At 66.1% G+C, this 25,816-nt stretch carries 31 protein-coding genes and 1 pseudogene; 19 read left to right on the top strand and 13 right to left on the bottom strand.

What is annotated here, in order from left to right; all coding sequences use genetic code 11:
* Positions 1-38 precede the first annotated feature (38 nt).
* The 9 genes from MXF70_RS07885 to MXF70_RS07845 are packed head-to-tail and all read left to right on the top strand — an operon-like array spanning position 39 to position 3,479.
* Positions 39-266: a DUF7563 family protein gene (locus MXF70_RS07885; RefSeq protein ID WP_248515077.1), complete on the top strand. Its 228-nt coding sequence runs from the start codon at positions 39-41 to the stop codon at positions 264-266.
* Positions 263-607, top strand: a complete 345-nt coding sequence (locus MXF70_RS07880) for a hypothetical protein (protein WP_248515076.1) — start codon at positions 263-265, stop codon at positions 605-607. Before MXF70_RS07885 ends, MXF70_RS07880 begins: the two co-directional genes overlap by 4 nt.
* Positions 600-797 carry an RNA polymerase sigma factor sigma-70 region 4 domain-containing protein gene (locus MXF70_RS07875; protein ID WP_248515075.1) on the top strand — a complete coding sequence of 66 codons (198 nt, stop codon included), beginning with the start codon at positions 600-602 and terminating at the stop codon, positions 795-797. The genes MXF70_RS07880 and MXF70_RS07875 overlap by 8 nt, the downstream gene beginning before the upstream one ends.
* On the top strand, positions 794-976 hold the full coding sequence (locus MXF70_RS07870; protein WP_248515074.1) for a hypothetical protein: 183 nt from the start codon (positions 794-796) through the stop codon (positions 974-976). Before MXF70_RS07875 ends, MXF70_RS07870 begins: the two co-directional genes overlap by 4 nt.
* The gene (locus MXF70_RS07865; RefSeq protein ID WP_248515073.1) at positions 973-1,125 is read left to right on the top strand and encodes a hypothetical protein; all 153 of its coding nucleotides are present in this window, start codon (positions 973-975) and stop codon (positions 1,123-1,125) included. Before MXF70_RS07870 ends, MXF70_RS07865 begins: the two co-directional genes overlap by 4 nt.
* The gene (locus tag MXF70_RS07860; RefSeq protein WP_248515072.1) at positions 1,122-1,313 is read left to right on the top strand and encodes a hypothetical protein; all 192 of its coding nucleotides are present in this window, start codon (positions 1,122-1,124) and stop codon (positions 1,311-1,313) included. Before MXF70_RS07865 ends, MXF70_RS07860 begins: the two co-directional genes overlap by 4 nt.
* Positions 1,310-1,678, top strand: a complete 369-nt coding sequence (locus MXF70_RS07855) for a hypothetical protein (protein WP_248515071.1) — start codon at positions 1,310-1,312, stop codon at positions 1,676-1,678. Before MXF70_RS07860 ends, MXF70_RS07855 begins: the two co-directional genes overlap by 4 nt.
* Positions 1,675-1,812 (top strand): hypothetical protein, encoded by a 138-nt coding sequence (locus tag MXF70_RS07850; RefSeq protein WP_248515070.1) that lies wholly within the window; start codon positions 1,675-1,677, stop codon positions 1,810-1,812. The genes MXF70_RS07855 and MXF70_RS07850 overlap by 4 nt, the downstream gene beginning before the upstream one ends.
* Positions 1,809-3,479, top strand: a complete 1,671-nt coding sequence (locus MXF70_RS07845) for a DUF7845 domain-containing protein (protein WP_248515069.1) — start codon at positions 1,809-1,811, stop codon at positions 3,477-3,479. The genes MXF70_RS07850 and MXF70_RS07845 overlap by 4 nt, the downstream gene beginning before the upstream one ends.
* Positions 3,480-3,960: 481 nt before the next feature.
* Here the strand turns inward: MXF70_RS07845 and MXF70_RS07840 are convergent, their stop codons facing one another.
* The 8 genes from MXF70_RS07840 to MXF70_RS07805 all read right to left on the bottom strand — a co-directional run bounded on the left by MXF70_RS07840 (position 3,961) and on the right by MXF70_RS07805 (position 9,965).
* Positions 3,961-4,173 (bottom strand): hypothetical protein, encoded by a 213-nt coding sequence (locus MXF70_RS07840; RefSeq protein ID WP_248515068.1) that lies wholly within the window; start codon positions 4,171-4,173, stop codon positions 3,961-3,963.
* Positions 4,174-4,242: 69 nt separating this feature from the next.
* Positions 4,243-4,617: a PD-(D/E)XK family putative nuclease gene (locus tag MXF70_RS07835; protein ID WP_248515067.1), complete on the bottom strand. Its 375-nt coding sequence runs from the start codon at positions 4,615-4,617 to the stop codon at positions 4,243-4,245.
* 183 nt (positions 4,618-4,800) lie between these two features.
* Entirely contained in the window at positions 4,801-5,955 is a 1,155-nt protein-coding gene (locus tag MXF70_RS07830) for a hypothetical protein (RefSeq protein ID WP_248515066.1), read from the bottom strand.
* Entirely contained in the window at positions 5,952-6,770 is an 819-nt protein-coding gene (locus tag MXF70_RS07825; RefSeq protein ID WP_248515065.1) for a hypothetical protein, read from the bottom strand. Before MXF70_RS07825 ends, MXF70_RS07830 begins: the two co-directional genes overlap by 4 nt.
* A complete protein-coding gene (locus tag MXF70_RS07820) occupies positions 6,767-7,321 on the bottom strand; it encodes a DUF8063 family protein (protein WP_248515064.1) in 555 nt (184 codons plus the stop codon). Before MXF70_RS07820 ends, MXF70_RS07825 begins: the two co-directional genes overlap by 4 nt.
* Before the next feature lie 3 nt (positions 7,322-7,324).
* On the bottom strand, positions 7,325-9,034 hold the full coding sequence (locus MXF70_RS07815; RefSeq protein WP_248515063.1) for an Env/VP5 family phage fusion protein: 1,710 nt from the start codon (positions 9,032-9,034) through the stop codon (positions 7,325-7,327).
* Positions 9,031-9,570, bottom strand: coding sequence for a hypothetical protein (locus tag MXF70_RS07810; protein ID WP_248515062.1), 540 nt, complete (start codon positions 9,568-9,570; stop codon positions 9,031-9,033). Before MXF70_RS07810 ends, MXF70_RS07815 begins: the two co-directional genes overlap by 4 nt.
* Before the next feature lie 2 nt (positions 9,571-9,572).
* A complete protein-coding gene (locus MXF70_RS07805; protein WP_248515061.1) occupies positions 9,573-9,965 on the bottom strand; it encodes a DUF8023 family protein in 393 nt (130 codons plus the stop codon).
* Positions 9,966-10,083: 118 nt separating this feature from the next.
* Here MXF70_RS07805 and MXF70_RS07800 point away from each other — a divergent pair, with 118 nt between their 5' ends.
* Together MXF70_RS07800 and MXF70_RS07795 are read left to right on the top strand one after the other, a co-directional pair.
* On the top strand, positions 10,084-10,263 hold the full coding sequence (locus MXF70_RS07800) for a DUF8053 family protein (RefSeq protein WP_248515060.1): 180 nt from the start codon (positions 10,084-10,086) through the stop codon (positions 10,261-10,263).
* The gene (locus MXF70_RS07795) at positions 10,260-10,451 is read left to right on the top strand and encodes a hypothetical protein (RefSeq protein WP_248515059.1); all 192 of its coding nucleotides are present in this window, start codon (positions 10,260-10,262) and stop codon (positions 10,449-10,451) included. Before MXF70_RS07800 ends, MXF70_RS07795 begins: the two co-directional genes overlap by 4 nt.
* On the opposite strand, the gene MXF70_RS07790 is transcribed toward MXF70_RS07795, so the two are convergent.
* The 3 genes from MXF70_RS07790 to MXF70_RS07780 form a co-directional block, all read right to left on the bottom strand.
* On the bottom strand, positions 10,452-11,039 hold the full coding sequence (locus tag MXF70_RS07790; protein WP_248515058.1) for a tyrosine-type recombinase/integrase: 588 nt from the start codon (positions 11,037-11,039) through the stop codon (positions 10,452-10,454).
* A 116-nt stretch (positions 11,040-11,155) separates the two neighbouring features.
* Positions 11,156-11,527: a hypothetical protein gene (locus MXF70_RS07785; protein ID WP_248515057.1), complete on the bottom strand. Its 372-nt coding sequence runs from the start codon at positions 11,525-11,527 to the stop codon at positions 11,156-11,158.
* A gap of 55 nt (positions 11,528-11,582) precedes the next feature.
* Entirely contained in the window at positions 11,583-11,852 is a 270-nt protein-coding gene (locus MXF70_RS07780; protein WP_510631687.1) for a winged helix-turn-helix domain-containing protein, read from the bottom strand.
* A gap of 460 nt (positions 11,853-12,312) precedes the next feature.
* Here MXF70_RS07780 and MXF70_RS07775 point away from each other — a divergent pair.
* From MXF70_RS07775 to ggt, 5 genes and pseudogenes are all read left to right on the top strand, one after another.
* Positions 12,313-12,660: pseudogene (locus MXF70_RS07775) on the top strand (helix-turn-helix domain-containing protein); the annotation flags it as partial.
* Between the two features lie 14 nt (positions 12,661-12,674).
* A complete protein-coding gene (locus MXF70_RS07770; RefSeq protein ID WP_248515054.1) occupies positions 12,675-12,851 on the top strand; it encodes a hypothetical protein in 177 nt (58 codons plus the stop codon).
* Positions 12,844-13,032, top strand: a complete 189-nt coding sequence (locus MXF70_RS07765) for a hypothetical protein (protein ID WP_248515053.1) — start codon at positions 12,844-12,846, stop codon at positions 13,030-13,032. The genes MXF70_RS07770 and MXF70_RS07765 overlap by 8 nt, the downstream gene beginning before the upstream one ends.
* 188 nt (positions 13,033-13,220) lie before the next feature.
* On the top strand, positions 13,221-14,315 hold the full coding sequence (locus MXF70_RS07760; protein WP_248515052.1) for a tyrosine-type recombinase/integrase: 1,095 nt from the start codon (positions 13,221-13,223) through the stop codon (positions 14,313-14,315).
* A 345-nt stretch (positions 14,316-14,660) separates the two neighbouring features.
* Positions 14,661-16,328, top strand: a complete 1,668-nt coding sequence (ggt, locus tag MXF70_RS07755; protein WP_248515051.1) for a gamma-glutamyltransferase — start codon at positions 14,661-14,663, stop codon at positions 16,326-16,328.
* 560 nt (positions 16,329-16,888) lie between these two features.
* Here the strand turns inward: ggt and gltB are convergent.
* Entirely contained in the window at positions 16,889-21,667 is a 4,779-nt protein-coding gene (gene gltB, locus MXF70_RS07750; RefSeq protein WP_259370338.1) for a glutamate synthase large subunit, read from the bottom strand.
* Positions 21,668-21,944: 277 nt separating this feature from the next.
* Here gltB and MXF70_RS07745 point away from each other — a divergent pair, with 277 nt between their 5' ends.
* From MXF70_RS07745 to MXF70_RS07735, 3 genes are all read left to right on the top strand, one after another.
* Positions 21,945-22,985, top strand: a complete 1,041-nt coding sequence (locus tag MXF70_RS07745; protein WP_248515050.1) for an MBL fold metallo-hydrolase — start codon at positions 21,945-21,947, stop codon at positions 22,983-22,985.
* A gap of 81 nt (positions 22,986-23,066) precedes the next feature.
* Positions 23,067-23,849: a hypothetical protein gene (locus tag MXF70_RS07740; protein WP_248515049.1), complete on the top strand. Its 783-nt coding sequence runs from the start codon at positions 23,067-23,069 to the stop codon at positions 23,847-23,849.
* Between the two features lie 124 nt (positions 23,850-23,973).
* Positions 23,974-25,104 (top strand): pyridoxal phosphate-dependent aminotransferase, encoded by a 1,131-nt coding sequence (locus MXF70_RS07735; RefSeq protein WP_248515048.1) that lies wholly within the window; start codon positions 23,974-23,976, stop codon positions 25,102-25,104.
* A 27-nt stretch (positions 25,105-25,131) separates the two neighbouring features.
* Here MXF70_RS07735 and MXF70_RS07730 read toward each other — a convergent pair whose 3' ends face one another.
* Positions 25,132-25,764, bottom strand: coding sequence for a DUF47 domain-containing protein (locus MXF70_RS07730; RefSeq protein ID WP_248515047.1), 633 nt, complete (start codon positions 25,762-25,764; stop codon positions 25,132-25,134).
* Positions 25,765-25,816 lie beyond the last annotated feature (52 nt).

Here is a 25,816-nt window from a genome sequence, read left to right as displayed (position 1 = left end):
CTCTACCGCCCGTTTAGGAGGTCGGGAGGTGGTCAGTTTTGGCCGTTAGTCGTCAGCGCGCCGACCATTCCCGGTGCGGCTACTGCGGATCCCACGCGAGCCGGCGCTTCCGTCGCGTCTACGGCGACGCGAACAAGCGAGCCCACCGCTGCCCGGACTGCGACTCCTGGCCGCGGATCGCGGAGGGATCGGCCGCCGGTCACGACGCCGAAACGCCCGACCCACAGGAGAACCCGGGCCGCTCAGGCGGGAGGTGGTCGGCGTGAGTACCGGACTGGCGCGCTACGGGATCGAGGCGCCGACGGTCGTCCGCGCTCCAGTGACGGACCCGCAGGACCGGACGATCTGCCCGGAGTGCGGCCACCCGGTCGGTGGGACGCGTGGCACCCAGCGGATCGCCCGGCCGACCGTCCTCGACGAGGATCTCACCGACGCCGACGAGCTGCTCACGCACGGCTACCACTGCAAGGGCCACCCGAGTTGGGTGGTGCTGCCGAGCCACCCCGATTCGGTTCCGGACGGCTGGCTCTCTGTCGAGATCGAGCTGTCAGACGGCCGCGCTCGCGAGATCCCTGTCGCTGAACCGGAGGTGAGCGCCAGTGCGTAAACAGACGAGCCTCGAAGCGTTCGAGCCGGATCTCTCGGTGCTCACCGAGGCCGAGCGCGAAGCCTACCGCGCGGTGCGGATCGACGGGACCGGCCCGCGACCGTTCGCTCGCGAGACCGACCGATCGCCCGGTACTGTGGGCAACCTGCTCGCTCGCGCCGAGGAGAAGCTCGGGGAGGGATCGGCGTGAGCGATCCATCTACGACCGACAGTGAGCGCCAGGAGTGCGACCGATGCGGCACCGAGTTCGGCGCACTCGAACCTGTCACAAACATCCAGTTCAGCGGAGGTGTCGACGCGCTACGAACCGCGTGCGCCGACTGCATCGAGGATCTGGTCGACACCTGGAACGAGGGTGATGCGGTATGACTGGATCCGGCATGGATCAGCCAAGACCGCCGTATCTGGAGTGCGATGGCTGTGACTACACGGAGCCGATCGACGAGGGACAGCAAGCCGTCAACCCGCTCCTCCTCGTTTGCGAGGGGTGCGGCGGAGAACTTGAGGTGGTTCGATGACGACCGACGTGAATCGCTGCGATTGCGGTTGGTCCGAGGTCGGCGATCAGGTCAACCCGAACCGCCAGAAGTGCCCGGAGTGCGGCGCGCCCTTCTTCGAGCGCGAGGAGATCCGTTGGTTCCTCGATAATCCGACTGAAACGGCTGCTCAGTCAGCCCCGGAAACTGATCGCGGAGGGGAGCGATGAGCCGGCTCGTCGACGCCGCCCTCGGTATCGTGCTGGCCGCGTGCGGAGTCCTCGCCATCCGCTCAGTGATGCCCTGGATTTGGTGGGATCTGGTCGTGGGTGCCGTCCTCTTCACCGCCGAGGACGCTCCGATCAGCTTCGCCCTGGCCGTCGGGCTTGTCGTCATCGGGATCGTGATCGCCGTCGGGCATGCGGCGATCTGGCTCCACGAGAGAGGAACGCCTGAGACCTGCGGGATCGACGGATGTGACGAGGAGGCTGAGCCGATATGGGTCCAGGGACAGCTCCGCCTGCTCTGCGGCGAGCACACGGTTGATGTAGTTGAGATTATCGTTGAGCGGCGGAACGGAGGCGGATCGGAGTGAGCAGCCGGATCGCTCCCGAGGCCGATGAGTGCGGCCGGTGCGGAGGGACTGATGACGTCCGCTGGGTCGGCTGTCGGTGTCTCTGTGAGGACTGTCGCGAAGAACTGCGCGAAGCCGCGGAGGGGCCGCTGTGAGCGTCGACATCCCAGCCGACGACGGCCCCAGCGACGATGTAACTGGCTCGGCGAAAACGACGTTTCCCGAGCCGCGAGCCCACGGTGCTTCGGTGTGTGAGATCTTCGCCGATTTCGATCCCGCCCTACGAGATCGTCCGTCCGGCGATCGAGGCACCCTGTACGCTCGCGCCCTGTCCTACTGGCGAGAGCACGTAAACGACCCCGATAACGAGCCCTACGTAGCCGTCGAGGACTTCGAGGCCGGCTGGCTGCCCGAGGGGGACTTCGCGCTTGTCGTGAAGTCCTCGCGCTGGAAGGCCGGATCGGGTCGCGGTGACGACTACTCTGCGTACTACCAGCAGGACGTGATGCTCCGCGAGTGGCGCGAGAGCGACGACGGCGAGCGCCAGCTCGCGAAGCCGTCGACGGCGCTCCGAATCGAGTTGATGCCCCAGTATCGAGACATGGTGTACTCCAGCGGCGACCCGCTGGAGTGTCCCTACGGAGAGGGGACGCGAGCAGTCGCATGGACCACATGGGCAGATGGGCCGGAAGAGATCGAGTGGCGGATGTATCAGGCACTCCGGTCGGTCTACGGCCGCGACGCGCTGGATCTCGACGATCGGGTAGACGACTCCCGGCGGATCCAGAAGGCCGAGGCGCACGTCCGTTTCGACGTTGAGAAGAAGGGTGCCGTCGTCGAGACCGTCGACCAGTCCGAGAAGCTCCTCGCCTGGGGCGGCAGCACCGAGATCGAGACCAAACGGAAGCGCGTGAAACAGGGCTGGTTAGACGCTCAGACCGAGGTCGACCGCTGGCACCTGCTCGGGTTCGATCGCCAGCCGTTCGCGACCGAGGCGAAGGTCTATCAGATCCAGGACTGGCACAAGCGACCGCGGTCCGATCCGTTCGCGCATCCGAAGCTGGAGGCGTCCTTCGCGGGCTCTCTCGACGGCGAGCAGCTGCCTCACGCCGACGACTGGAGCGAGGTGATGGAGCACCTGCGTGGCGTCGTCGCGACGCACTGCCACTGGGCTGGCGTCGAGGCCGGAGATCTCGTCGCCGACGACTACTTCGACGGTTCCGGTGCCGATCCGTGGGTCTACGACCGGCCGACAGGCCGGCGTCAGATGCTCAAGAACCGATACGAGGATCTCGCGACGGACATCTATCGCGAGGCGCTGAAAGAGTCCACCACGGCCGTCTACGACATCCTGCGCGTCATCGCCGAGGAGACCGGTGCGACCTACGACACGCTGGAGGATCGCGTCGGGCTCCACCGCTCGACGATCCAGCACCACGTCGCGCGGCTCGCCGAGGAGGGAGTCGTGAAGCGACTCGGGAACCCCTGTCTCGTCGTGTTCGTAAGCCAGGACGTCCTGGAGCGCGCTCGCGAGATCGTCCGCGAGATCCGGCCCGACGACATGGCCGAGGACATGGCTGACCGCGCCGAGCAGCGGCGTGAGCACCGCGAGGAGCAACGGGAGACCGACGACGCGGAGAAGGACGCCGAGCCCTCGAGCGACCCAGCAGCGAGCCAGGAGAGCGACGCGATCGGCTTCGAGTACCTCGCCAGTCTGAGCGCTTCGATCGAGGAAATCGCCGCGGAGGTCCGCCGCGGTCAGCTCGGTGATCGCGACGTGCGGGTTCGCGTCGACGAGCTGCCGCCACCGCTTCGCCGGTAGGCCCGGCTCCTCCCGGTTGATTGCCCGCTGAATAGCCGCTGCACTCTTTCTCGCCACCGTTTTCGACGCTTTCGTACCCCATTATTGACCAATCCAGTCTGACCTATCGAGGAAGTGTGGGGAAGACCACTTTCACCTGCCTGTTAACGGAGCGGATTGCGCCCGATCGGGCCAGTTTTCGAGATTGAGCCAGTTTCGAGACCAGCTAATAGCGGGTTCCAGGGTTCCGTATTCGGCCGTTTCAGCCGATCCGCCACCGACCGGGATTGCCATGCCCCCCTACGGTAGTGCCCCTAAGGGGGAAGGGGAATTGCGCGGCGCGCAGAGCGCGCGCCGCGCTGGGTCGTTGGTCGAGGTCGGGAGATCGCGAGCGTCAGGCCTCAGCAACAGCGGGAGGGGCCACCCACTGTGCGGTGGTTACTCGGCAACCCGGATTGCTGAATTGCCTTAGGAGGGTCCCCCGGCGCGCAATAGTCCGGGGTTAGGCACCGAATCTTGCTGTTCTGTACCAATTCGCTGCACCCATGAACACGCCAGCGATGAAGCGGAGGACGATCAGTGGGATACCCGGGAAGAGGGACGCGAGGACCCCAACGAGCACGTGATAACGCCTGCCTGCTCGATACGCATCCCGCGGTGCAGCGAGTGGCCAGAAGATCATGTAGGCGATGAAGCCCTTCTCAGGTCCGAACATAGCCAATTTGTGAGACCGGTCTTTCGAACTTAAATCCCAAGCGCCGCGCTCGCGAGCACGCGCGAGCCGTCAGAACAGGTCCGCGATCGCGAGCTTCGCCTGCTCGGTCCCACGGTGATCGCCGCCACCGTGCCACCGGAGCGTCGGCAGCCGGCTCGCCGCGATCGAGGTCGTCTTGAGCACTTGCGCGCCGGTGCCACGCTTCCGGTACACCGCAAAGCCGTAGCGGCCGCCGGCTGCCTGGAGCTTCTCGTGGTACGCCCGATAGATCTTGAACGTTCCTGGCTGGCCGTCTGCGTGCATGTGGGCGGTCGCTTTGAACTCCCAGGGCGTCCCGCCCTTCCGACCGTCGTGCCAGCTCGCTCGCTCCAGCTCGACGCTGTAGGTTTCGGCGAGGTGGTACTCGCAGGCCGTTCCGAATTTGTTCGCTTTGTGGCTCGGCATCCTATCAGAACCGCGAGCGTTCGCGCGCTTCGCGCGTTTTATATATCAACTCCTCGGTACGTTTAGAGAGTGTCGAGGCCCCGCCCATGCCGGGAGGCCCGGCGCGCAGCGCCCGGCCGACCGGCCGCCGGTATGGGCTGTGAGGGGGTGTGCGGACGCGGACACGCGGACACGGCCACGCCGTCATGCAGTTAGGGCCTCCACTCTGTCCACGGCGTTTTGACGCTCTCCGTCCTCGATCTCGCCCCAGCGATCGTTTACCCAGGACTTGCCGAAGGGGACGAACTTGGCCGTCTCACGGTCAGAGAGGCCGTTTTGCTTGCACTCTCGGACGGTCCAGACCGCGACATCGTAGGCGACGTCCTCGGGATCGGGATCGTCGTCGGACTCGCCACCTGTCCACGACCACACAGCCGGGTCGTTCGTGTCGTAGCGCCAGTCTGTGGCCGGAATTCCCTCAATGCTGAATAGCTCGTCGCGGATCTCACCGCTCTTGATCCGATCGGCGACGATCGCCTTCTTCTGGCTCGTCTTCTTGATGACGACGCCGAGCCGCCAGAGGAGCGGATGGATCGAACTCGCGTCGTGAGCGATGTAGATCAGCATCCCGTTCCACTTCCGGACCTTGAACACGAGCGGCCCCATTTTCGTCCGGACCTGATACCCGCTCTTGCCGGTGCCAGAGCCCTTGCTGGAGAACTCGTCGCCGAGGAACAGCTTCGCCTGCTGTTCGTTCTCCATCGGATCACCGTCCTGCCGGAGCCAGTCCTTCATCGAGCGGAAGTTCGGCACGAACCCGTCGCGCTGGTCGCCGTCCTGGTCGGTCCACTCGGTCGTTTCCCGAAGCGTCGGGACGTTGCTCGCCACCTGCTGGACGCCGAGGAGGTGCTTCGCTCGCTGTGCGAGCAGGCACGCGAAGTCCGTCTTTCCGGACCCCATCTCGCCGATGATGACGATCACCGGAGCCGGCGATTCTATGATCTCGTCCAACTGCTGGACGGCTTTCATCCCCGAGATGTCGGCCCGCTCCTGCTGGTCGCCAGTCAGGTGCTTGAGCGTCGGCATATCGCCGCCATCGAGCGCGGTTCGGGCGGTCTCGGTCGCCGAGATCGCGCGGATCTCCTGGGTCTCGTCGAGCCGGTCGGCCTCGCCGGGCGCCAGTTCAACGTCGTCCCACGCCTCTGGATCGTAGTTCTCTGCCTGGATCGAGAGGAACCGCGAGACCTCCGGGTCGCGAACGATCCCGGTATGCTGGTGCGCGTCCGCATCGCGGACGCCGTAGCCGTCCTGGTGCTCGCGGAACTGTGCCGGCGTGTAGACGTCGTTATCGTCGGTCATTCGCTCCCTCCGTCGGCTGCAACCGGTTGCTCGCCGCCCTCAGGAGCGGGCCCTTCCAGGTCGCCGAGTGCCTCCTCGGCGAGATCGTCCGGGTCGACCATCGCAGTCTCGTCGACCTCCAGCGTCGGGAGATCGTCGGGACCGACATCCGTGGCGTCACCCTCGAACTCGTCGAAGACCTCAGAGACCGCGTTTTCGTCCATCAGCTTGCCCTTCTCGCGGGCTTCGGCCATGCGGTTCGTGAGGCGCTTCTGGATGTCTGCGCCGAACTCCGAAACGCTATCGCGCATGATCTGGAGCGCGATATGAGACTCGGTGAGTTTCTCGTAGATCGAGTCCATGTGGCTCTTGCTGGAGAGCAGCTTCACGTCCTCGACCTCCTCCAGCCAGACACCCTTCACGCGCAGCTCGCCGACGTCCTCCAAGTGCTCGAACTCCTGCACTGCCCAGGCGCTCCCGCCGTTAACCGGGTAGGGATTCGGGCCGTCGACCGACTTCTCGGCCCAGACCTCAGGGCTCACGTTGTACTTCTCCAGCACATCCTCGCGGGCGTTGACGTGATGGACCTCGACCCAGTTTCGGACCCGTAGCTTGCTGATCAGCGTCATGAAGAAGCCGAACAGCAGCGGCCCCAGCAGCAACGTCGCGGCGAACGCGGCGTAGACCCATCCCGGAACGCCCGGGAGCTGGGGCTGGAAGTACAGCAGCGCGACCGCGATCGAGATCATGATGCCCGCGACGAGCAGCTGGGCGTTGCCGACGATGTAGGTCAGCCGGTCGCTCCACCCGCCGAACGTCGTTGACGTATCGCTCATGATGCCACCTGTACGCCCGATTTCTCTCGCCAGAGCGTGACGATGGCCGCGAGCAGAGCGATCAGGCACGAGATCACGATCCCCGCGAACAGTCCTTGCGTCCCGCCGAAGGCGCCGAAGGGGTTGCTCGACTGTTGGCCCGTCGAGATGAACACGCCGCGGCCCTCGTCGATGGACTGGCTGGTCGTGATCGTCACCGCCGCGGCACCGCTCGGACCGCTCCCAGCGGGCATCTCGACCGTGGTCGTGCCCTCCGAGATCGTCCGCTCCTGGATCGACAGCGATCCGGCCTTCGCCTCCTCGGTGCTGACGACCTCCGAGATCGTCACGATCGACGTGCGGCTGGCTTCGAAAGTCAGCAAAAAGCGGCCGTCGCTATACTCCCAGTCCGTCAGGATCACGTCGTCGTCGACGCGTTCCTCGTATCCCATCGCCGCGTCCTGGCCGTTCGTGGAATTGTTTTGGGCTTGGGCCAGTGCCGGGCTCGGTACGGCAGCCGTCGCGAGGAGCGCGGCTACCAGCAGGCCGAGCGCGAAAGAAGTGGCACGCATGGGTTAGGAGTCGTCGCTGAAGATTTTATACCCGAACAGGCCCGTGAAGGCGAGCACGACCACGGAGACCAGCGCATTCAGGAATCCGCCCGGTCCCCCGTCGCCGAACAGCGAGAAGCCGCCCGAGTTGACGTTGATGTCTTGCCGGGCCTCCTCGGCGTCCTCTCGGCTCTGCTTGATGTCCTCAAGGACCGTTCGGATCTCCTCGACGGTCACGTCCGTTTCCTTGATCGCGTTGCGAGTCCATGCGACCTCGGAACTGCCGTCCTCATTTGCAATGATCGTGAACGGGTTCGTTACCTTGGTGAACGTGCCGCCAGTGACTTCTCCGGCATCGTTCGTGAGATTGTAGGCGAGGTAGAGGTCGCCCGCCAGATTCGACGGGTCGACCTGCTGGCCGACCGGAAACGTGTCGGGCTCGTTCTGCCGGTAGAATCCGAACTGGCCGTCGACCTCGATCGTTCCCTCACCGTTCGGGTCGTCGAACTCGACGACACTGGCAGTGTCGGCAACCCAGTAGCCTTGCGTCTTGAAGCCGACGACGACCTCGCGGAACGAATCGGCGTTCTCCATCGCGTCGAGCACGCCGGCCGCGCCCGTGATCTCCGCAGGGTCGATCTCGCCAGCGACGAGCGCGTCCCAGTGCTCGTCGATCAGGATGTCTACCTGATCGATCGTGCTCTGTCGGACCTGATCGAGCTCGTGGCGAGCCTGGGCGAACTTCGAGACGTCGAGGTAGGTCAGCGATCCCTCAAAGTCGGAGGTGTCGACCTCCGACTCGTCAACAGCGCTGTACTCCGAGGGATCGGGCTCCATGACGCCGGGGTCAGTGCCGCAGTCCTGCTCCGCTGGGTAATCGTCGTCGGCGTCGAGCACCTCCCAGTCTTCCCCGGTGATTTCGGGGAAGTAAATGTCGTCTGGATTGCCTCCGCCAGCAGCCCAACTGTTCCCAGTAACAGTGATCTGCGAGCCGTCGGGGAGTGATACCGTCTTGTCGTAGGAGGTTCCAGTCATATCGCGGACGGGATCGCCGTTGTAGGACCCCTGCGGCTTGCTGAACATCTGGAGGATCTTCGTGTCTTGAGTGGCGAAATCGTCGGACGCGATGAACTGCTGATCGTTGATGAGTTCGCCGATCCGAAGCTCCCAGTGATTCCAGTAGCCCTCGAAAGTCCGCGTCAGCATGGCGTTCGCGGCGTCCTTGGCCGCTGCTCGGCCGGTTGCCATGTCGGAACCAGCTTCGGCCTCATTCGCCGCCGCGTGCATCGCGTCGATAAGCCCTTCCTGGCGCATACCGCCCGCGCCGCGACGGGCCGCGGCCAGCTGGTTTTCGTCGTAGATCTGGCCCTTTCGGGCGCGGTTGTAGATCTCAACCCAGTTTTCCCAGTCGGCTTCAGCCTGCTCGGCCGACCGGTTGACCTCGCTGGGGCACGCGGCCTGTCCGACTGCGTAGCCGAGTGCGCCACCGACGGCGAGGCCGACACCGCCGGAAACGCCCGCGCCGATCGCGGCGCCCACTCCGGTAGCGACGGACTCGCAGTCCACGTCGACGGACGCGGCAGCGGCAGGGTCCGACGAAGCGACCATGAGAGTGCCGCCAGTGGCGGTCGCGGCGGCACCGGCGGCCGTCGATCGCATGAGCGTCCGGCGAGTGGTTGACAGGCCACCGTCGGCCTGCTCGATCTCCTCGCCGGTGTCGTTGCGCGTGCTCATCGGTCCCTCCACCAGTAGCCGACCGCGCCGACGAGCGCGATCCCGACGATCCCGCCGAGGATTGTCCCGCCCGATCCGCCGCCGGTCGTGCCGCCTCCGCCGCCGCTGCTGGCGTCGGACGAGACCGTCACGTCGTCGACCGCGGACGCGGTCGTCGCGGTCACGTTGACGGCGAACGTGTCGACGGCGCTGCTCGGCGAGAGCGTCGTGGCGTTCACCGTCGTCTCGCCGGGCGTGGCGGTGACCGTTTCGTTCGTCGTCGAGATCGAGGGGTCCTGGTAGGACTCTCCCACGAAACGAATCTCGATCGTCGCCGAGTCGGTCGCCGCGTCCGCGCTGGCGTTCCAGTCGATTGTCGTCGTGATCGTCCGGTTCTCGCCGGCGTCGACGCCGGGAACGGTCGTCTCGTTGCCGACCTGCTCCTGGGCGGCGACGGTGCCGCCGATCAGGATCAGGCTCCCGAGGAGTGCGATTGCCATGAGGACCACCGCGAGCAGCTTCCAGGCCGCTCGCTGGTCCGGGTTTGCGGTCACCATCGTCACTCGGTGTAGCTGATGTAGACGGCATCCGCCGCGATCAGGAGCCAGACGACGAGCGTGATCACGTCGTAGCTGGAGAGGAGCGTCTCAACGCTCGGGACTGCGACATAGAGCGGGACGGCCAGGAAGCCGCCCGCGATGAGCGCGAACTCCCAGTCCTCGTAGTCGCTCCCGTCGATCTCGTTCGTAGCGACGATCCAGCCCAGCGAGGCGAGCGTCGCGATCAGTGCCGGCGAGATCCCGATGCCGGCCCCGCTGATCAGTGGGGCCGCGAAGTCGTAGCCGCCGAAGACGTCGAGTTGAAGCACCCAGACGCCCAGTTCGATCCCCGCCGCGAGCGGGAACAGTACCAGTGCAACGATGTCCATCACGTCGATTTCATTTCTTGCCATACGCGACTGGGCCGGTTTCGGTGACCGACAAGATACTACGGGAAAACTAGGGACGGCATTGGTGTTCAGGCGGTCTACCCCCGAGTTTTATCACGGGGACCGGGACGCAGGTAGAGACATGGCAGTGAATAAACTCCGGAAGCTGGACAGCGACACGATCGGCGTCACCATCCCGAAGGACGATCTTCGGCTCGATGGGCTGCTCGACGACGCGGGCGACCTGGAGGGCGAGCACCACGTCCACATCGATCGGCAGGACACGGGCGAGTGGGAGCTGACGCTCGTCGAGGATCTATGAACGGGACGCCCGCCTGGATGGTCGCTCAGTTGACTCGGCCGGATCTCTGGGCGCTGGTCGCGGTGATGACGATCTCCCTCGCTCTCGCTATCGAGCTTGCTTCCTCGCCTGGGTCTGCCCTTCTCGGCTGGATGGCCGGTTGGTTCGGGACGGACGCCGCCAACTCCGCGATGGAGCGCCTGGACTGATTACAGCCACTCCACCTTTTCGCGCTCTCTGCGTTGGGCTTCAGGACTGAACGCGCCCTGGTAGTGATCGAGGAACGTTTCGAGATCGTTCCAGCCACCCCAGTCGCAGACGATCAGCGGGTCCACGTCTTGATCGGAGAGCGCCGTTGCCCACGTCCGCCGGAGATCGTGAAATGCGAGGAACTGCCAGCCGTCGTCGCCGGTCTCACTGCGGAGTTCATCGGAGGCCGAGCAGATCCAGCGCCGAAGCGAGCGCGTGCTCGTCACGTCGAGGAGCGAGCTGCTCGCTGGCTCGTCGCGAACGTCGGCGACGGTTTGGATCCGCGTCGCGAGATCGCGGGGGATCGGCGTCTCACGGAACTGGTCGCCCTTCCCGTGCCAGATCCGGAGCATCGTCCCGGCGTCGGTCTCGACGACGTGCTCGGGCGCGACATCGAGGACCTCGTGGGATCGGAGCCCGCACCGAACGCCCAGCTCGATCGCGAGCCGTTTCTGGGTGCCGAGGTCTCGATCGAGGAGTTTCCGCACGTCAGTCTGGCTCAGCCAGACCTTCATGTCGTCGCGATTGTCGTGTTCTCGCAGGTTCATAGTGACCGGTTAGCCCGTTTACCGGTCAGATTCGGTCCCGTAGATAGGCGTTTGGGTGGGGTCCCCTGCGTGATCGAGCCGAGATCCGTCCGGTACTCGCACGTTTCCGGACGGAGTCACTCCTCTATGCGAGCGGAAATAGAATAGTCCGGCTCTCCGTCCGGGTACTCCCCCCGAATATCGAGAAGGAAATCGAGGCTCGTCGATTCATCGGGATCGAGTACAATCGACCGCTCCTTGGTCCTGGGTGATCGATCAGCTTCGTCGATCTCGGCGACGACGGTCCCGGAACTCACCTCAGACGCAGTATTCGTTACGGTCACCGTCACGTCGACGCCGCCAGCGGAATTAGGCGCGTTCTGGACCTCCGTCACCTCCATACCCTCCTCAGTGGCCTCTTTGTCGCCCTCTTCGAGAATACCGGCGCAGCCGGCGAGTAGGGCAGTCGTTCCAACCATTCCCCCGATGAATCCGCGTCGAGATCGCATGGAGCCATCCACTGACGAACGGCCCTTGATTGTTGCGAACCGCCCTGGCCGTTGGCTACTCGTCGTCAGGCTCGGGGAGGCCCCGAGCGTCGAGATCCCCGTCGAGGTATGCCCGTCCGTCGTCGGTGATCTGATAGACGCCGTTGCCGATATTCACGATCAGTCCCTGTTTCGCGAGCAGCCTGCACCTCCTCCCCAGGTACTGATTGTTCCAATAAAGCCGCTCGTCCTCGCCAATCTCGCCGACCGGTTTCGGCCCCTCATCCCGTAGAAGCTCCATAATTCGCTCGTCCGGTTGAGTGAGCCACTCTGCGCTCAGTCTCATTTCCTCAGAGTTCTCCCGCTCTTGTTTATTCGGTAGGTAAACAGACCTGGTTATCATCAATTTGCATGCAAACATCATTGTTTCATATGTCAAGGTATCTATCTACTACCTCTAAGTAAGCGCAGTATATTTCAAAGTCACAACGGAGCCACACGGGACCCGCCGCTCGTCGGTCGGGTTCTCAGTAAGATGCGGACCCGGCGCAGACACGCCGGCCCGCGTGGCCTCCGTGAATCAAGCACGGAAGCATGAGATACGCTGTCCCGCCGGGGCTTGAAACCCCGGTACGACGGATCGAACCGTTCGCTACGAGTACGTCCACTTTCACCGAGCTTCAGAGGACCGACCTTTACGGGCGCGTCCATCGCCCCGATCGGATGTACTCAAACACACTCGCATCCGCAGAGGTGTTGGCATGACGGACGAGACGCTTTCCGCGACCCATCAGAGCCTCCAGCAGCCCCCGGAGGACCTGACTGCCGAGATCTACCGGGAGGCCCTCAAGGAGACGACCACGGCCGTCTACGACATCCTGCGCGTGATCGCGGAGGAGGCGGGCGCGGTCTACGGGACGCTGGAGGAGCGGACCGGCCTCGCTCGGTCCACCATCCGGTATCACGTCGCGAGGCTCGAGGACTCTGGCGTACTGGAACGGATCGGAAATCCGGTACTGGTCGCGTTCGTGAGCACCGCGCTGCTCGATCGAGCCCGCGAGATCACCCGCAAGGTGCGACCGGACGACCAGGCCGAGGACATGGCTGAGCGCGCCGAGAACCGGCGAGCGTATCGCGAGGAGCACCAGCAGTCAGTGGAGGGATCGGCATGAGCGTCGATCCCCACGAGGCCGAGCGCGAGCTGCGCGACGAGCCGAAGCCGACCACCCGCGAGGAGCCCCGCGGTGAGACGATCGTCGGCGATCCCGTCCGCGACACCGCGACGGACGCCGAGGTCCGCGACGCGATCGAGGGCGTCCTCAAGGAGCGTGATCGCGATGAGTGATCTCGTGGGCGGCAAGCCCGGCGTAGACTACGTGTCCTGCTACTACTGCTCGTGGAGCGGGCACTCCAGGTGGGACCCTCAGCGCGAAGCGGACGAACTGGAGCAGCACCTCCACGACGAGCATCCCGAGGAGCTGCCCGATCCGGATGAAATCGACCAGCGGAGTGATCGCGATGAGTGACGACGGCGACGAGGGACAGCCCGACGCTGACCCGCTGGCTGGCGTTGAGGAGCGCGGCGGCTACCCGCTGGGGACGCAGCCGGGTGGAGCATGACCTGTCCCGACTGCGGCGCTGCCCGCGTCCGTGAGTCCTCCAGTTGTCCGTACTGCCCCGAGTGCGGGTGGTCGAAGTGCTACGGTGGCACAGCGTGAGTGGCGACGACCTGGAGTCGATCGAGCCAGCGGAAGCTGTCGAGATGTGGCTCGATCACCAGCGCTCGACGCGAGCGGACTCCACAATCCAGACGTACAGCTACCGGCTCTCGCCGTTTGTCGAATGGTGCGAGCAAGAGGAGATCGACGACCTGAACCAGCTCGGTAGCCGCGACGTGTTTCGCTACGAGTCCCACCGACGAGCCGAGGACCTGACGATCACGACGCTGAATAACCAGATCGGGACCCTCAAGCTGTTCCTGGGGTTCTGCGAGCGAATCAACGCCGTCGAGGAGGGCTTCCCGCAGAAGATCGAGGTCCCGACCCCTGACGATTTCTCCGAGATGGTGAGCCAGGAGAAGCTCCCGGCCAGCCGCGCCGAGGAGATCCGGGAGCAGCTGCAAAGATTCTCCCGAGCATCCCGGCGTCAAGCGATGTTCGAACTCCTGTGGCACACCGGGTGCCGGATCGGTGGGCTACGGGCGCTCGACCTCGCCGACCTCTACTTCCAGGAGGACGACCTGGAGCGCCTACGCCACCGCGACGACGTAGACGAGGAGGTGCTGGAAGTCGTCGAGCTGCCGTTCGTGTTCTTCCAGCACCGCCCAGATACCGACGGCACGCGGCTGAAGAACGCCCTGGAGAGCGAGCGCCCGGTCGGCGTGACTCGGGAGGTCGCCGACCGGATCCAGGAGTACGTGACGATCAACCGAGTCCCGGCGAAGGAACACGGCCGTCGGCCGCTGTTCACGACGCAGAAGGGCGATTCGGCGAGGGTCTCGAAGTCGAGCATCCGGCGCGAGGTCTACATCATGACCCAGCCGTGCCGCTTCGGAGACTGTCCACACGACCGCGATCCCGAGAGATGTGAGGCGACCGAGCACGGGCTCGAAGCGCGGTGCCCATCGAGTCGGTCGCCCCACCCGATCCGCTCCGGCGTGATCACCTACCTGCGCGATCAGGGGTGGCCGCCGGAGGCCGTCGGCGAGCGCGTCGACGCGACACCGGAGACGATCCGGCTGCACTACGATTTGCCCGACAAGATTCGCCGCATGCAGTCGCGGCGTCAGCACGTTTCAGCGACCTACTGAGCAATCCAACCCATGAGCCACGACACCCAGACCAATCGACGATCGCAGAAACAGAGCCGCGGACCTCAGCGGCCCCACTTCCACTTTTTACGAGGAGAGGTTTCCTCGCTCGCTAGCGCTCGCTGCGGGAACCCCTCCTCGCAAAAACGTGGGGAAAAACGATCCGCGAGCTCGCCGACGGCTCGCTCGCGGTGAAACGCCTCGCTGCGCTCGGCGTATGCTTACCGCTGGAAGCAACGACCGAACGCGCACAGTAGTGAGGATAAATTTGAGTTCGACAGCGACGGGACTCGAGGATCCTCCCCTTCCCACAGCACTATCAGATTTCGGTGCAATCTCCCACTCATGAACCCAGACGTCGATGCCTTCGGCTCCCGTCGCTCGACCGTCTACGCACCGGAGGGGATCGTCGCGACCAGCCAGCCACTCGCCGCGGAGGCCGGCGTCGAACTGCTCCGCCAGGGCGGCAACGCCTTCGACGCCGCCGTCGCCACGGCCGCGGCGCTGAACGTCGTCGAGCCGACCTCGACCGGGCTGGGCGGCGACGCCTTCGCGCTCTACAAAACTGCCGACGGCGAGGTCGGCGCGATGCGAGCCTGTGGGGGTGCGCCAGCCGCCGCCACGATCGAGAACGTTCGGGAGGCCGTCGCTGCTGGTCACGGTGCGCCTGACCAGCAGGACGTCACCGATCCCGAGAACGCCACGATGCCGGAGTTAGGGCCACACGCCGTCACCGTTCCCGGGACCGCGCGGGGCTGGGAAGCCACGGTAGAGCGGCTCGGCAAACTGGAGTTCGCCGAAACGCTCCAGCCTGCGATCCGGTACGCGACCGAGGGCTACCCCGTCACGGAGGTCGTTTCGGCGCAGTGGCAACACGGTGAGGAGCGCTTCACCGACGAGAACGCACGCGACGCGTACCTCTTCGACGGCGACGCTCCCGACGTGGGCCAGTCGGTCACGCTGCCGAAACTCGGCGAATCGCTGGAGACGATCGCTGCGGAGGGCGCCGACGCCGTCTACGAAGGGGCCATCGGCGAAGCGATCGCCGCGGAGGTCCAGTCCCAGGGAGGGTTCCTCACCACCGACGACCTCGCCGAGTTCGCCGTCGAGTGGCCCGATCCGATCTCGACGGAGTACAACGGCGCAGAGGTCTACGAGCTCCCGCCGAACAACCAGGGGCTGCTCGCGCTCGAAGCCCTGAACATCGCCAGCGAGATCGACGCCGGCGAGCACCCCTACGAGTCGGCCGATCGCGTCCACGCCTTCGCCGAAGCGATGAAACTCGCGTTCGTCGACGGCCACCACTACGTCACCGATCCCGAGTTCGAGGACGTGCCGGATCTCGCGTCGACGGCCTACGCCGCAGAGCGCGCGAGCGAGATCGGGGATGAGGCGATCGAGAACCCGGAGATCGGCTTCCCGCAGGACGCCACCGGCGGCCCGCCCGGGCACGACCCCGCCGAGGACGCCGACACCGTCCTGCTCTGCACCGCCGACGCCGAGGGTAACGTCGTCGCGTTCATCAACTCCCGCTTCCACGGCTTCGGCTCCGGGCTCGTCGCCGGCGACACCGGCATCGCGCTCCAGAACCGCGGCGCCTCCTTCTCGCTCGATCCCGACCACCCCAACAGCCTCGAACCGGGCAAGCGGCCGTTCCACACGCTCGTCCCCGCCATCGCGAAGCTGGATCGCGACGACTGGGCAGCCTTCGGCGTCATGGGCGGCTACATGCAGCCCCAGGGCCACGTCCAGGTGCTCTCGAACGTCGTCGATTACGACATGCCCCTGCAGGCCGCCCTCGACGCGCCGCGCTGGCAATACCGCGAGGACGGCAGCCTGGCGATCGAGGAGCGCATGCACGACGGCGTCGCCACGACGCTCGTCAGGAAGGGCCACGACGTCGGGGTCCTGCCGCCGCTGCTGTTCGGTGGCGCCCAGATCGTCCGGAACGACGGTGGCGTGTTGTCCGGCGCGACGGAGCCGCGGAAGGACGGGCAGGTGTCGGGGTACTGAGTTCGGGTAGCTCATTCCGAGAGTGGCGCTGTGTCGAACGTTCTTAGTCGTCGGTTTTCCGAGCTGCCTGCTCGATTGGGTACTAGGGCATGCAGTTGTAGGTGGTGTGAATGGTACAGCAAACAGCCACGGAAGCCCCTCCCGGAGTATCGAAGGATCGGAGATCCTTCGTACCTCGCGAGCTTCACTCTCGCTCAGTCCCACCCTGTGATTTGCCCAATCGAGCGAAGTCACTGTGGAGAGCGGTGGCGCGCGTTTCGCGGCTGCGCGAGCAGCCGCGTAGCGTGCGAGGGACGACCGAGCGTATGCGAGGGAGGAGGCTGGGGAGGACGAGGCCGCGGCAGCCCTGGGGACATCGAAAGGGGCCGATCGCTCCGGGAAGCCGGGCGAAGCAAGCACTGGAGCGAGCGAAGCGAGTGAAGCGCACAGCGAGCCCCGCGACTGGAGCGATCGGGGGCTTTCGGAGGCAGCCGAACTGTTCAAAGCGAACCTGGCTACCGTGATTAGAAGACCCAACCAGCGTGCAGTGGAACGAATCTCAGAAAAATCGGCCTGATTCCCTAGTCGTCGCTTGCAGCCAGCCCGGAGTCGCTCGCCGAAACCTCCCCTTCAGCAGCCGCGGGCAGATGATCCCGCACGTCCTCGGCGTCGTTCTCGACGAGCACGCGGGAGTAGGCCTCGGGCATTACCTTCACGAACTGATCGACGACGGTCTCCCACTCCTCCAGCAGCTCCGCCGCTCGATCGCTGCCGGTGTAGGCGGCGTGGTTCTCGACGAGCCGGCGGAGCATGGCCTCGTCGCGATCCGACAGCTCTCGCTCCAGTTCGACCATGCCGGTGTTGAGCCGGGAGTCGAAGTCGCCGTCGCCGTCGAACACGTAGGCGATGCCGCCGGACATGCCAGCGGCGAAGTTCCGGCCGGTGTCGCCGAGCACGGCGACGACGCCGCCGGTCATGTACTCACAGCCGTGGTCGCCGACGCCCTCGACGACGGCGCGGACGCCGGAGTTCCGGACGGCAAATCGCTCGCCGGCGACGCCGTTGACGTAACATTCGCCCTGGGTCGCGCCGTAGAGCGCGACGTTGCCGATCGCGACGTTCTCGCTGGCCGCGTAGCCGGCGTCGGCAGGTGTCGAGATCGTGAGCTTCCCGCCGGAGAGCCCCTTACCGACGTAGTCGTTGGCGGTGCCGGTGAGATGCATCGAGACGCCCGAGGTGAGGAAGGCGCCGAAGCTCTGGCCGGCGGTGCCCTCCAGATCGACCGAAATCGCGTCGTCGGCCAGACCATCGCCACCGTGTTGCTTCACGACCGCGTTCGAGAGCGTCGCGCCGACGGCGCGGTCCTCGTTGCCGATCTCGGCGTCGAGCGTGACGGCCTGGCCGTCCTCGATCGCGGGAGTGGCGGCGTCGATGAGCTCCCAGTCGAGCTGCTCGTCGACCTCGTGGGTCTGCTCGCGGGTCTTCCGGCGCTGCTCGCCAGCCGGCTCCGCCAGCACCTCGGAGAGATCGACGTTCTTTGCTTTGGGATGGTCGACGTCGTCGCGCTGGGAGAGGAGGTCGACGCGGCCGACGAGCTCGTCGACGGTCTCGACGCCCAGCTCGGCCATGATCTCGCGGAGCTCCTGCGCGATGAACGTCATGTAGTTGACGACGTGTTCGGGCTCGCCGGGGAACCGCTCGCGGAGCTTCTCGCGCTGGGTGGCGACGCCGACCGGGCAGGTGTTCTTGTGACACTGCCGGGCCATCACGCAGCCGCCGGTGACCAGGGACGCGGTGCCGAAGATGTACTCCTCGGCGCCGAGCATCGCCGCGACGGCCACGTCGCGACCGGTCTTCATGCCGCCGTCGGCGGAGACGCGGATGCGATCCCGGAGGTCGGTCTCGACGAGCATCTGGTTTGCTTCGGCGAGGCCGAGCTCCCAGGGGAGGCCGGCGTTCTTGATCGAGGTCTTCGGCGACGCGCCCGTCCCGCCGGAGTGCCCGGAGATGTGGACGACGTCGGCGTTGGCCTTCGCGACGCCGGCGGCGATCGTACCGATGCCGGCCTCGGCGACCAGCTTGACGTTGATGTCTGCCTCGGGGTTCGCGGCCTTGAGATCGTGGATGAGCTGTTTCAGGTCCTCGATCGAGTAGATGTCGTGCAGTGGTGGCGGCGAGATGAGCCCGACGCCCTCCGTCGCGTAGCGTACGTGGGCGATCATCTCGTTGACCTTCTTCCCGGGAAGGTGGCCACCCTCGCCGGGCTTGGAGCCCTGCGCCATCTTGATCTGGAGCTCGTCCGCCGAGGTGAGATACTCCGAGGTCACACCGAAGCGGCCCGACGCAACCTGCTTCACGTTGCACTCCTTCTCGGTGTGGAAGCGCTCGGGCGGCTCGCCACCCTCGCCGGTGTTGGACTTCGCGCCCAGTCGGTTCATCGCGATGGAGTTGTTCTCGTGGGCCTCCGGCGAGATCGATCCGAGGCTCATCGCAGCGGTCGAAAAGCGCTGGACGATCTCGTGGACGGGCTCGACCTGCTCGATCGGGATCGGCTCGCGTTCGTCGTCGTCGAACTCGAGCAGCCCGCGGAGGGTCTGCAGGGTATCGTCCTGGTCGTTGATCAGTTCCGCAAACTCGGTGTAGGTCTCGTAGTCGCCGGTGCGGACCGCGCGCTGGAGCGTGCCGACGGTCTCGGGGTTCCACTGGTGGTGGATGCCGTCGGAGCGGTGCTCGAACTCTCCGTAGCGGTCGATCTCCGCGTCGGTCCACGCCGCTGCGTGGCGATCGAGGAGGTCCATCTCGATCTCGGGGAGGCCGATGCCGCCGGTACGGTTCTCCGTCCCCTCGAAATACTCCTCGACGAACTCCTCGTCCAGCCCGACCGCCTCGAAGATCTGGGCGCCCTGGTAGCTCTCGACCGTCGAGATGCCCATCTTCGCCATCGTCTTCAGCAGACCGTCCTCGACGGCACCGACGTAGGCCGAGATCGCCTCGTCGAGATCCGCACCGTCCTCGCCAGCGACGAGATCGGCGATCGTCTCGTAGGCCAGGTAGGGGTTCACCGCGCCCGCGCCGTAGCCGACGAGCGTCGCGACGTGGTGGACCTGTCGGGGGTCGCCGGACTCGACGACGAGCCCGACGTGGTTCCGCAGCCCGTTGCGAACGAGGTGGTGGTGGACGGCGCCGGTCGCGAGCAGGCTCGGGATCGGGACGCCGTCCTCGCCAGTGTCTCTGTCGGAGAGCACGACGACGTCGGCGCCAGCCTCCGCCGCCGTGGTCGCCTCCTCGCGGATGCGCTCGACAGCCGCCGCCAGTGCGTCACCGTACGCGCCATCGAAGCCGAGCACGTCGGGTTCGGGGTCGGGCGCGTCGTCACCCTCATCGATTGCGTCCTCGTCGACTGCCCCGTCGTGGGGCGGTTCGTACGTGATGTCGACGACTTCGGTGGTGAGCCCGTTCTCGTCCAGGTCTTTAATCGCCGCCGTCTCGGCGTCCGTGAGGACAGGGGAGTCGGCGACGAGCTGGTTCGCGTGGGCGGAGGACTCCTCGAGGAAGTTTCGCTGGTAGCCCAGCCGGGTCTCCATCGAGGTGACGAGCTCCTCGCGAATGTAGTCCAGCGGCGGGTTGGTGACCTGCGCGAACAGCTGTTTGAAGTACGTGAACAGCGGGCGGTTGTAGTCGCTGAGCACTGACAGGGGCGTGTCGTCGCCCATCGAGCCGATCGGATCCTTGCCCGCCTTCATCATGGGCTCGATGAGGTTCTCGAGTTCGTCGTGGCTGTAGCCGAAGGTGGCCTGTCGCTCGCGGAGATCGGGCGGGGTCTCTGCACCGGACCCCTCGCTGTCGGCGGCGCCGTCGGCCCCTGCAGACGTAGCGGACGCGGGCGAGAGATCGTCCTCGGCGACGTCGTCGAGGTCGACCTGCTGCTCAGCGACCCACTCGCCGTAGCGATCGTCGGTGAGATCCTCGAAGACCTCGTCGTCGGGGACGATCCGGCCCTCCTCGGGATCGGCGAGGAAACACTGGCCGGGCTGGAGGCGTCCGCGCTCGACGATGTCGCCGAAGTCCGGTTCGAGCGCGCCCGCTTCGGATCCCATGATCAGCGTGTTGTCTGCAGTCACGTCGTAGCGGCAGGGTCGGAGCCCGTTGCGATCCAGCACCGCGCCGACGTGCTCGCCGTCGGTCGCAGCGACGAGCGCGGGACCGTCCCAGGGCTCGACCAGCGAGGCGTGGAAGTCGTACCACTCCCGCCGAGCGTCGTCCATCGCGTCGTCGCCGCGCCAGGCCTCGGGGATGAGCATCCGGAGGGCGTGGGGCAGGTCGCGCCCGCCTGCGGTGAGGAGCTCCAGCGCGTTGTCGACGCTGGCAGTGTCGGACTGCTCGGGATCGTTGATGACCGGCTCGATCGCCTCGAGCCCGTCGGCGCCGAGACGGTCGCTCTCGAGGTCCGTCTCGCGAGCCCGCATCCAGTTGATGTTGCCCTGAATTGTGTTGAACTCACCGTTGTGGATGATTCCGCGGTAGGGATGGGCGAGATGCCACGCGCCGAGCGTGTTCGTCGAGAAGCGCGCGTGGACCATCGCGAACGTCGTCCGCATGCGGTCGTCCGTGAGATCGGGGTAGTAGTCCGCGACCTGATCGCCCTTCAAGAGCCCCTTGTAGACGACCGTCTTCCGATCCAGCGAGACGACGTAGAAGCGCTCGTGGCCGGCGGGCTGCTCGTCCTCGATCGTCGTCTCGAGATCGCGGCGGCCAACGTAGAGCGCACGGTCGAAGCCGTCGACGTCGACCGCGTCCACAGTCGCGCTGCTGGGTGCGACGTCGTCGGCAAGCAGGTCGCCCGACGGCGCAACGAACGCCTGGGAAACGACAGGCTCTGAGTCCAGAGCGGTCGCACCCAGATCGGCGTTGTCGGTCGGGACGCGGCGCCACGCGAGTACGTCGAGATCGTGAGCAGCGAGCTGGTCCTCGACGCGGCTCTGGAGCGCTTCGCGAGCGTCGGCAGACTGCGGGAAGAAGAAAGCGCCAACGGCGTAGACGTCAGGAAGTTCGGTATCGACCGCTGCATCGAAGAACTCGTCGGGGCGCTGGAGCAGGACGCCGGCACCGTCGCCGGTGTTCGCTTCGGCGCCGGTCGTCCCGCGATGTTCGAGGTTCTCGAGGAGCGTGAGCCCGTCCGCGAGAACGTCGTGCGTGGTGCCGCCGTCGAGATCCATCACGACGCCGACGCCGCAGTTCGATCGCTCATCTTGTGGATCGGCGAGCCCATGGGCGCGGTCGCCGTCGGACCGGCCGTCCGACGAATCTCGCCCCTCGGGGCTCGGCGTACCGCCATCCTCCCCTACGTGTGGCTGGGTCATAGCCAGCTGTGGCCACTCGCACAATAAGACCGTGTTCCTGAAAGGGTAAATGTATATTAATTGCATATAAGGATGTTAAGCCTGTTTCAGGACCGTCTGTTCGGAACACTCTCAGAACAAAACCACATCGATCGTCCAGATACTACGAGGAAATCGGCTTGTACGGTCGCTCTTCTGGGAATCTACTGTTCCTCGACACGTTCAGACGGCGGGGTTGGACGGTCACTCCGAACCGACGACCGTGACTGGTTTGTCGACGGCGGCCCTCGCACCGGGCGTGCACTCGATTCGCCTCGACAACGCCGTCTTCGAGGGCGAGAACGTCGTCTACCTCCTCGACCCGGTCGACGGGCCGACCACGCTGATCGACGCCGGCGTACCGTCGGTGAGCGTCCGCAAGAGCCTGGAAGAGGGGCTCGGCGAGGCCGGCGTCGCGGTCGCCGACCTCGATCGAATTCTCCTCACCCACTGGCACTGGGATCACTCCGGACTCGCCGGCGAACTCCAGGCAGACAGCGGTGCCGAGGTCTTCGTCCACGAGCGCGACGCGCCGCTCGTCGACGGCAGCGGTCGCGACGCGTACCTGGACCTCCAGCGCGCCTGTTTCGAGCGCTGGGGCATTCCCGACGCACCCCGCGAGGAGCTCCTCTCCTTCCTCGACGGGCAGGAAACACTCGCTGGAGAGCCCGCAGACGTAACGACGTTCACGCACGGCGACAGATTCCCGCTGGGGCCGGAGAGTAGTTCCAAAGAGAGCGACCCTCTCACGAGCGATACCGCGGAGTCCACCGGGACCACGCCCACCGAGGACGGGCAAGAACCGGAAACGGAGGCGCTCCGCGCGATCCACCTCCCTGGCCACGCCGACGGTCTCACCGCCTTCACGTTCGAGCGCCGCCCCGAGGCGTTCGTGGGCGACGTAATCTTGCCGAAGTACACGCCGAACGTCGGCGGCGCGGACCCGCGCGTCGAGCATCCGCTGGCGACCTACCGATCGAGCCTTCGCTGGCTCGCCGCAACCGACCTCGACCGCGCATATCCCGGCCACCGCGATCCGATCGAAGATCCCGCAGCCCGGGCCGAGGCGATCCTCACCCACCACGACGAGCGGACGGAACGCACTCGCGACACGCTGGGCGATATCGGGCCTGCTACGGCCTGGGAGGTCAGTGCGGAGCTGTTCGGCGACCTCGAGAAGATCCACATCATGCACGGCCCGGGCGAGGCGTGGGCGCATCTGGAGGCGCTCGTCACCGACGGCGAGGCCACCCGAAACGAGATCGACGGGACCTTCGAGTACTCGCCCGCGACGGAGTGAGAGGACGCCGATCGTCCACGAGAAGCCGTTGCCAGCCGCGAGAACCGCCAGATTGAGGCGGGCCGCCGACCCCGTCCACGTATGGACGCGGAGGTATCGCCAGGGACGGGAAACGCCGGGACGGACCGCACGGTCACCGTCATCGGCGTCGACCCTGCCGACCCACGGGCTATCGTGGAACTCCCGCGCTGGATCCCCGCGGATGCGACCGGACTCTACAGGGTGCCGACGCTCGATCGCCGGACTGTCTCGGGTCCCACGCTCCGCCAAAACCCGCCTGGAGTGGTGATCGCCGCCCTTCGGCGACTCCGCGGCGATCGGCCGTCGGTCCCGACGCTCGAAGACGCCACCGCGGCCGCCGCAATGGAGTGTAATCTACCGCTCCGGACGATCGACGTCAACGGTGCCGACCGCCAGCCAGCGGATCGCCGGCTAGCCAATCGCCAGCCAGCGGATCACCAGCCAGACACTCGGGAGCTCCAGTGCGCTGCCGCTCGACGAAGCCCCTGGTGGACTGTCAGCGCCTGGACGGTGGCGGCACTGACCGTCGGCGTGCCGATCGCCGCCCTCGCACTCCTCCTGCTCGCCGGTGGACTGCTCGTCTGGCTCCTCTCGGCGATGCTCGTGGTCGGCGCCGTCGCGTTGCTGGTCGGCTTCGTGCTGCTGTCCGAAGCGGCGGCGATTCGGCGCACTGACGCGTCGTTCGCGGGAGCAATCGCCAGCGCGGGCGTGGATTTCGACGCGGAACACCCGGTGCTCGTCGTGCCGGCCCGGAACGCACCGGGCGTCGCAGCAATCCTTCGCCAGCGGGGCGTCGCGGCGGACGCTCAACGCGTCCGTCCCGGAGCCGACCCGGTCGCGTGATCGACTGGACGGACCGCACTGACACCACCGTCGACAGGGAGGGACGGTTCCGGTCGCTGGATCCACGAGATCGGAGGAGCTCGTGGTCGTAAGAGCCACGTGGTGGCGCTGCCAGTGACCGGCCATGGACTACGATCGGCCACTCTTCTTTCACGTCATGGAGTACGCCGCGGCCGCCGACCGTGACGTGATCGGAATGGTCAGCGGATCGCCGGACTGGGAGCCGCCTGTGGCGCTGCGAGATGGGCTCGCCGACTACGTGAACGCCGACTCCGAAGCGTTTCAGTACCCACCGAGCGAGGGACTCGGCGAACTGCGCGAGGAGATCGCCGCCCGCCGGAACGTCGACGTCGAGCGCGTGATCGTCACCAACGGCGCCGGCGAGGCGAACTACCTCGCGATGGCCGGCGCACTCGATCGACACGAGGAGCGCACATCGGCGTCCGAGGAGCCGACGTTCGTTCTCACGGATCCGGTCTACCCGTACTACCCGGCCAAGAGCGACCTCCTCGACGCGAACCGAGAGTTCGTCGCCGCCGAGCCCGACGGGACGCTGGACCCGGCTGCCGTCCACGAGCAGGCGACGGCCGCCGGCGACGACCTCGCGGCGATCGTCGTCAACACGCCAAACAACCCCACAGGAGCCGTCTACGATCGCGCCACGATGGCCGAACTCGCAGCGATCGCAGGGGAACGCGACGCAGTGCTGATCGCCGACGAAGTGTACGATCGGTACGATTACACCGGGCGCTTCGAGAGCGCGCTGACCCTCGACGTCGACGACGTCGTCGTCACGAACGCCTTCTCGAAATCGATGGCGATCACGGGGCTGCGGGTCGGCTACGCCGTCCTACCGGAGGCGATGGTGGGCGGCGCGCGGACCCGCCACATGCTCGTCAACGTCGCGACGAGCCGTCCGGCACAGCAAGCAGTCCTCGAGGCGCTCCGCGAGACGGGGCCCGAGTACTACCAGCGCAATCGGGAACGGATGTCCGACCGCGTCGCGACGTTCACGGACGCGCTCGACGCCGCCGGCGCGGAGTACACCGAACCCGACGGCGGGTTCTACGTGATGGCGCGCTTCGAGGAGTTCCCGGGGACCCTCGAGAACGTCAAACGGCTCGTCGACGAGGTCGGCGTCGCGGGGATGCCCGGCGAAGCCTTCGGCGACGCGCGCGAAGAGTGGATCCGCTTCGCGCTCGTCACGCCCCGCGTCGAGGAGGCCGCCGACCGGCTGGCATCGTTCTTCGCGTGAGGACGACCGCGACTCGATCTGCTGCGATCAGACGCCGCCGGCGCGAAGCTGGCCGAGGACGTCCGCGGCATCTTCGATCGCGTTCGGCACGGCGTCGAGGGTTACCGCGAACTCCCGGATCAACAACACCTCGCCGGGAGTACCGTCCGCGTCTGAGAGCGCCTGATATTTCAGCCGGTCGCAGGAGGACTCGGCGACGCGGATCGCGTCGATCTCCGTCCGACAGGGTTCGCCGTTCAGGGCAGCATCGACGCCGCGGCTGAGTCGGTCGCACGCCGCGGCACTCCGCTGGGCGTGCTCGACCATGCTCGTCTCCGCCGCTGCGGACAGCGACGGGTCGATCGCCTCGAGTTCGGCGACGAACTGCTCGCACTCGCTGGCGATGCGATCCACCTCGTAGGCCAGTTCGAGTAGCCCTGGCGCGAATAGGTACGTCTCGGAGAACGCCGGCCGGTCGTCTGCGACTGATCGTCGGAGCGACTGGACCAGTTCGTCACAGCGAGTCTCCAGCGCCGAGCAGCGCTCGACGACGCCGTCGAACCCGGGGTCGTCCTCGGCGTGGAGCCTGATCGCAGTAGGGAGCAACGATACGCACTCCGCAGCAGTGCCCGCCAGTTCGCGCAACGAGTATCGAATCGACGCCTCGCCCTGCTGAGCCATATGGATCGGTTCGTCGTTTGCTGAAAGGGCGTTGCTATGAGCCCTCCGTGAT

It is taken from the genome of Salinarchaeum laminariae (assembly GCF_023204835.1).
Classification (GTDB): Archaea; Halobacteriota; Halobacteria; order Halobacteriales; family Salinarchaeaceae; genus Salinarchaeum; species Salinarchaeum laminariae.
The sequence above is the reverse complement of the archived record's forward strand: the minus strand, read 5'-3'. Positions and strand labels throughout refer to the sequence as shown.

Bases quoted from the DNA above. Each gene is read 5' to 3' on its own strand.
- MXF70_RS07825 (WP_248515065.1), bottom strand. From the start codon at position 6,770: ATGAGCGATACGTCAACGACGTTCGGCGGGTGGAGCGACCGGCTGACC.
- MXF70_RS07840 (WP_248515068.1), bottom strand. From the start codon at position 4,173: ATGTTCGGACCTGAGAAGGGCTTCATCGCCTACATGATCTTCTGGCCA.
- MXF70_RS07765 (WP_248515053.1), top strand. From the start codon at position 12,844: ATGAGTGATCTCGTGGGCGGCAAGCCCGGCGTAGACTACGTGTCCTGC.
- MXF70_RS07735 (WP_248515048.1), top strand. From the start codon at position 23,974: ATGGACTACGATCGGCCACTCTTCTTTCACGTCATGGAGTACGCCGCG.
- MXF70_RS07800 (WP_248515060.1), top strand. From the start codon at position 10,084: ATGGCAGTGAATAAACTCCGGAAGCTGGACAGCGACACGATCGGCGTC.
- MXF70_RS07810 (WP_248515062.1), bottom strand. From the start codon at position 9,570: ATGGTGACCGCAAACCCGGACCAGCGAGCGGCCTGGAAGCTGCTCGCG.
- MXF70_RS07790 (WP_248515058.1), bottom strand. From the start codon at position 11,039: ATGAACCTGCGAGAACACGACAATCGCGACGACATGAAGGTCTGGCTG.
- MXF70_RS07740 (WP_248515049.1), top strand. From the start codon at position 23,067: ATGGACGCGGAGGTATCGCCAGGGACGGGAAACGCCGGGACGGACCGC.
- MXF70_RS07770 (WP_248515054.1), top strand. From the start codon at position 12,675: ATGAGCGTCGATCCCCACGAGGCCGAGCGCGAGCTGCGCGACGAGCCG.
- MXF70_RS07805 (WP_248515061.1), bottom strand. From the start codon at position 9,965: ATGGCAAGAAATGAAATCGACGTGATGGACATCGTTGCACTGGTACTG.
- MXF70_RS07865 (WP_248515073.1), top strand. From the start codon at position 973: ATGACTGGATCCGGCATGGATCAGCCAAGACCGCCGTATCTGGAGTGC.
- MXF70_RS07730 (WP_248515047.1), bottom strand. From the start codon at position 25,764: ATGGCTCAGCAGGGCGAGGCGTCGATTCGATACTCGTTGCGCGAACTG.
- ggt (WP_248515051.1), top strand. From the start codon at position 14,661: ATGAACCCAGACGTCGATGCCTTCGGCTCCCGTCGCTCGACCGTCTAC.
- MXF70_RS07780 (WP_510631687.1), bottom strand. From the start codon at position 11,852: ATGAGACTGAGCGCAGAGTGGCTCACTCAACCGGACGAGCGAATTATG.
- MXF70_RS07815 (WP_248515063.1), bottom strand. From the start codon at position 9,034: ATGAGCACGCGCAACGACACCGGCGAGGAGATCGAGCAGGCCGACGGT.
- MXF70_RS07785 (WP_248515057.1), bottom strand. From the start codon at position 11,527: ATGCGATCTCGACGCGGATTCATCGGGGGAATGGTTGGAACGACTGCC.
- MXF70_RS07855 (WP_248515071.1), top strand. From the start codon at position 1,310: ATGAGCCGGCTCGTCGACGCCGCCCTCGGTATCGTGCTGGCCGCGTGC.
- MXF70_RS07795 (WP_248515059.1), top strand. From the start codon at position 10,260: ATGAACGGGACGCCCGCCTGGATGGTCGCTCAGTTGACTCGGCCGGAT.
- MXF70_RS07830 (WP_248515066.1), bottom strand. From the start codon at position 5,955: ATGACCGACGATAACGACGTCTACACGCCGGCACAGTTCCGCGAGCAC.
- MXF70_RS07835 (WP_248515067.1), bottom strand. From the start codon at position 4,617: ATGCCGAGCCACAAAGCGAACAAATTCGGAACGGCCTGCGAGTACCAC.
- gltB (WP_259370338.1), bottom strand. From the start codon at position 21,667: ATGACCCAGCCACACGTAGGGGAGGATGGCGGTACGCCGAGCCCCGAG.
- MXF70_RS07860 (WP_248515072.1), top strand. From the start codon at position 1,122: ATGACGACCGACGTGAATCGCTGCGATTGCGGTTGGTCCGAGGTCGGC.
- MXF70_RS07820 (WP_248515064.1), bottom strand. From the start codon at position 7,321: ATGCGTGCCACTTCTTTCGCGCTCGGCCTGCTGGTAGCCGCGCTCCTC.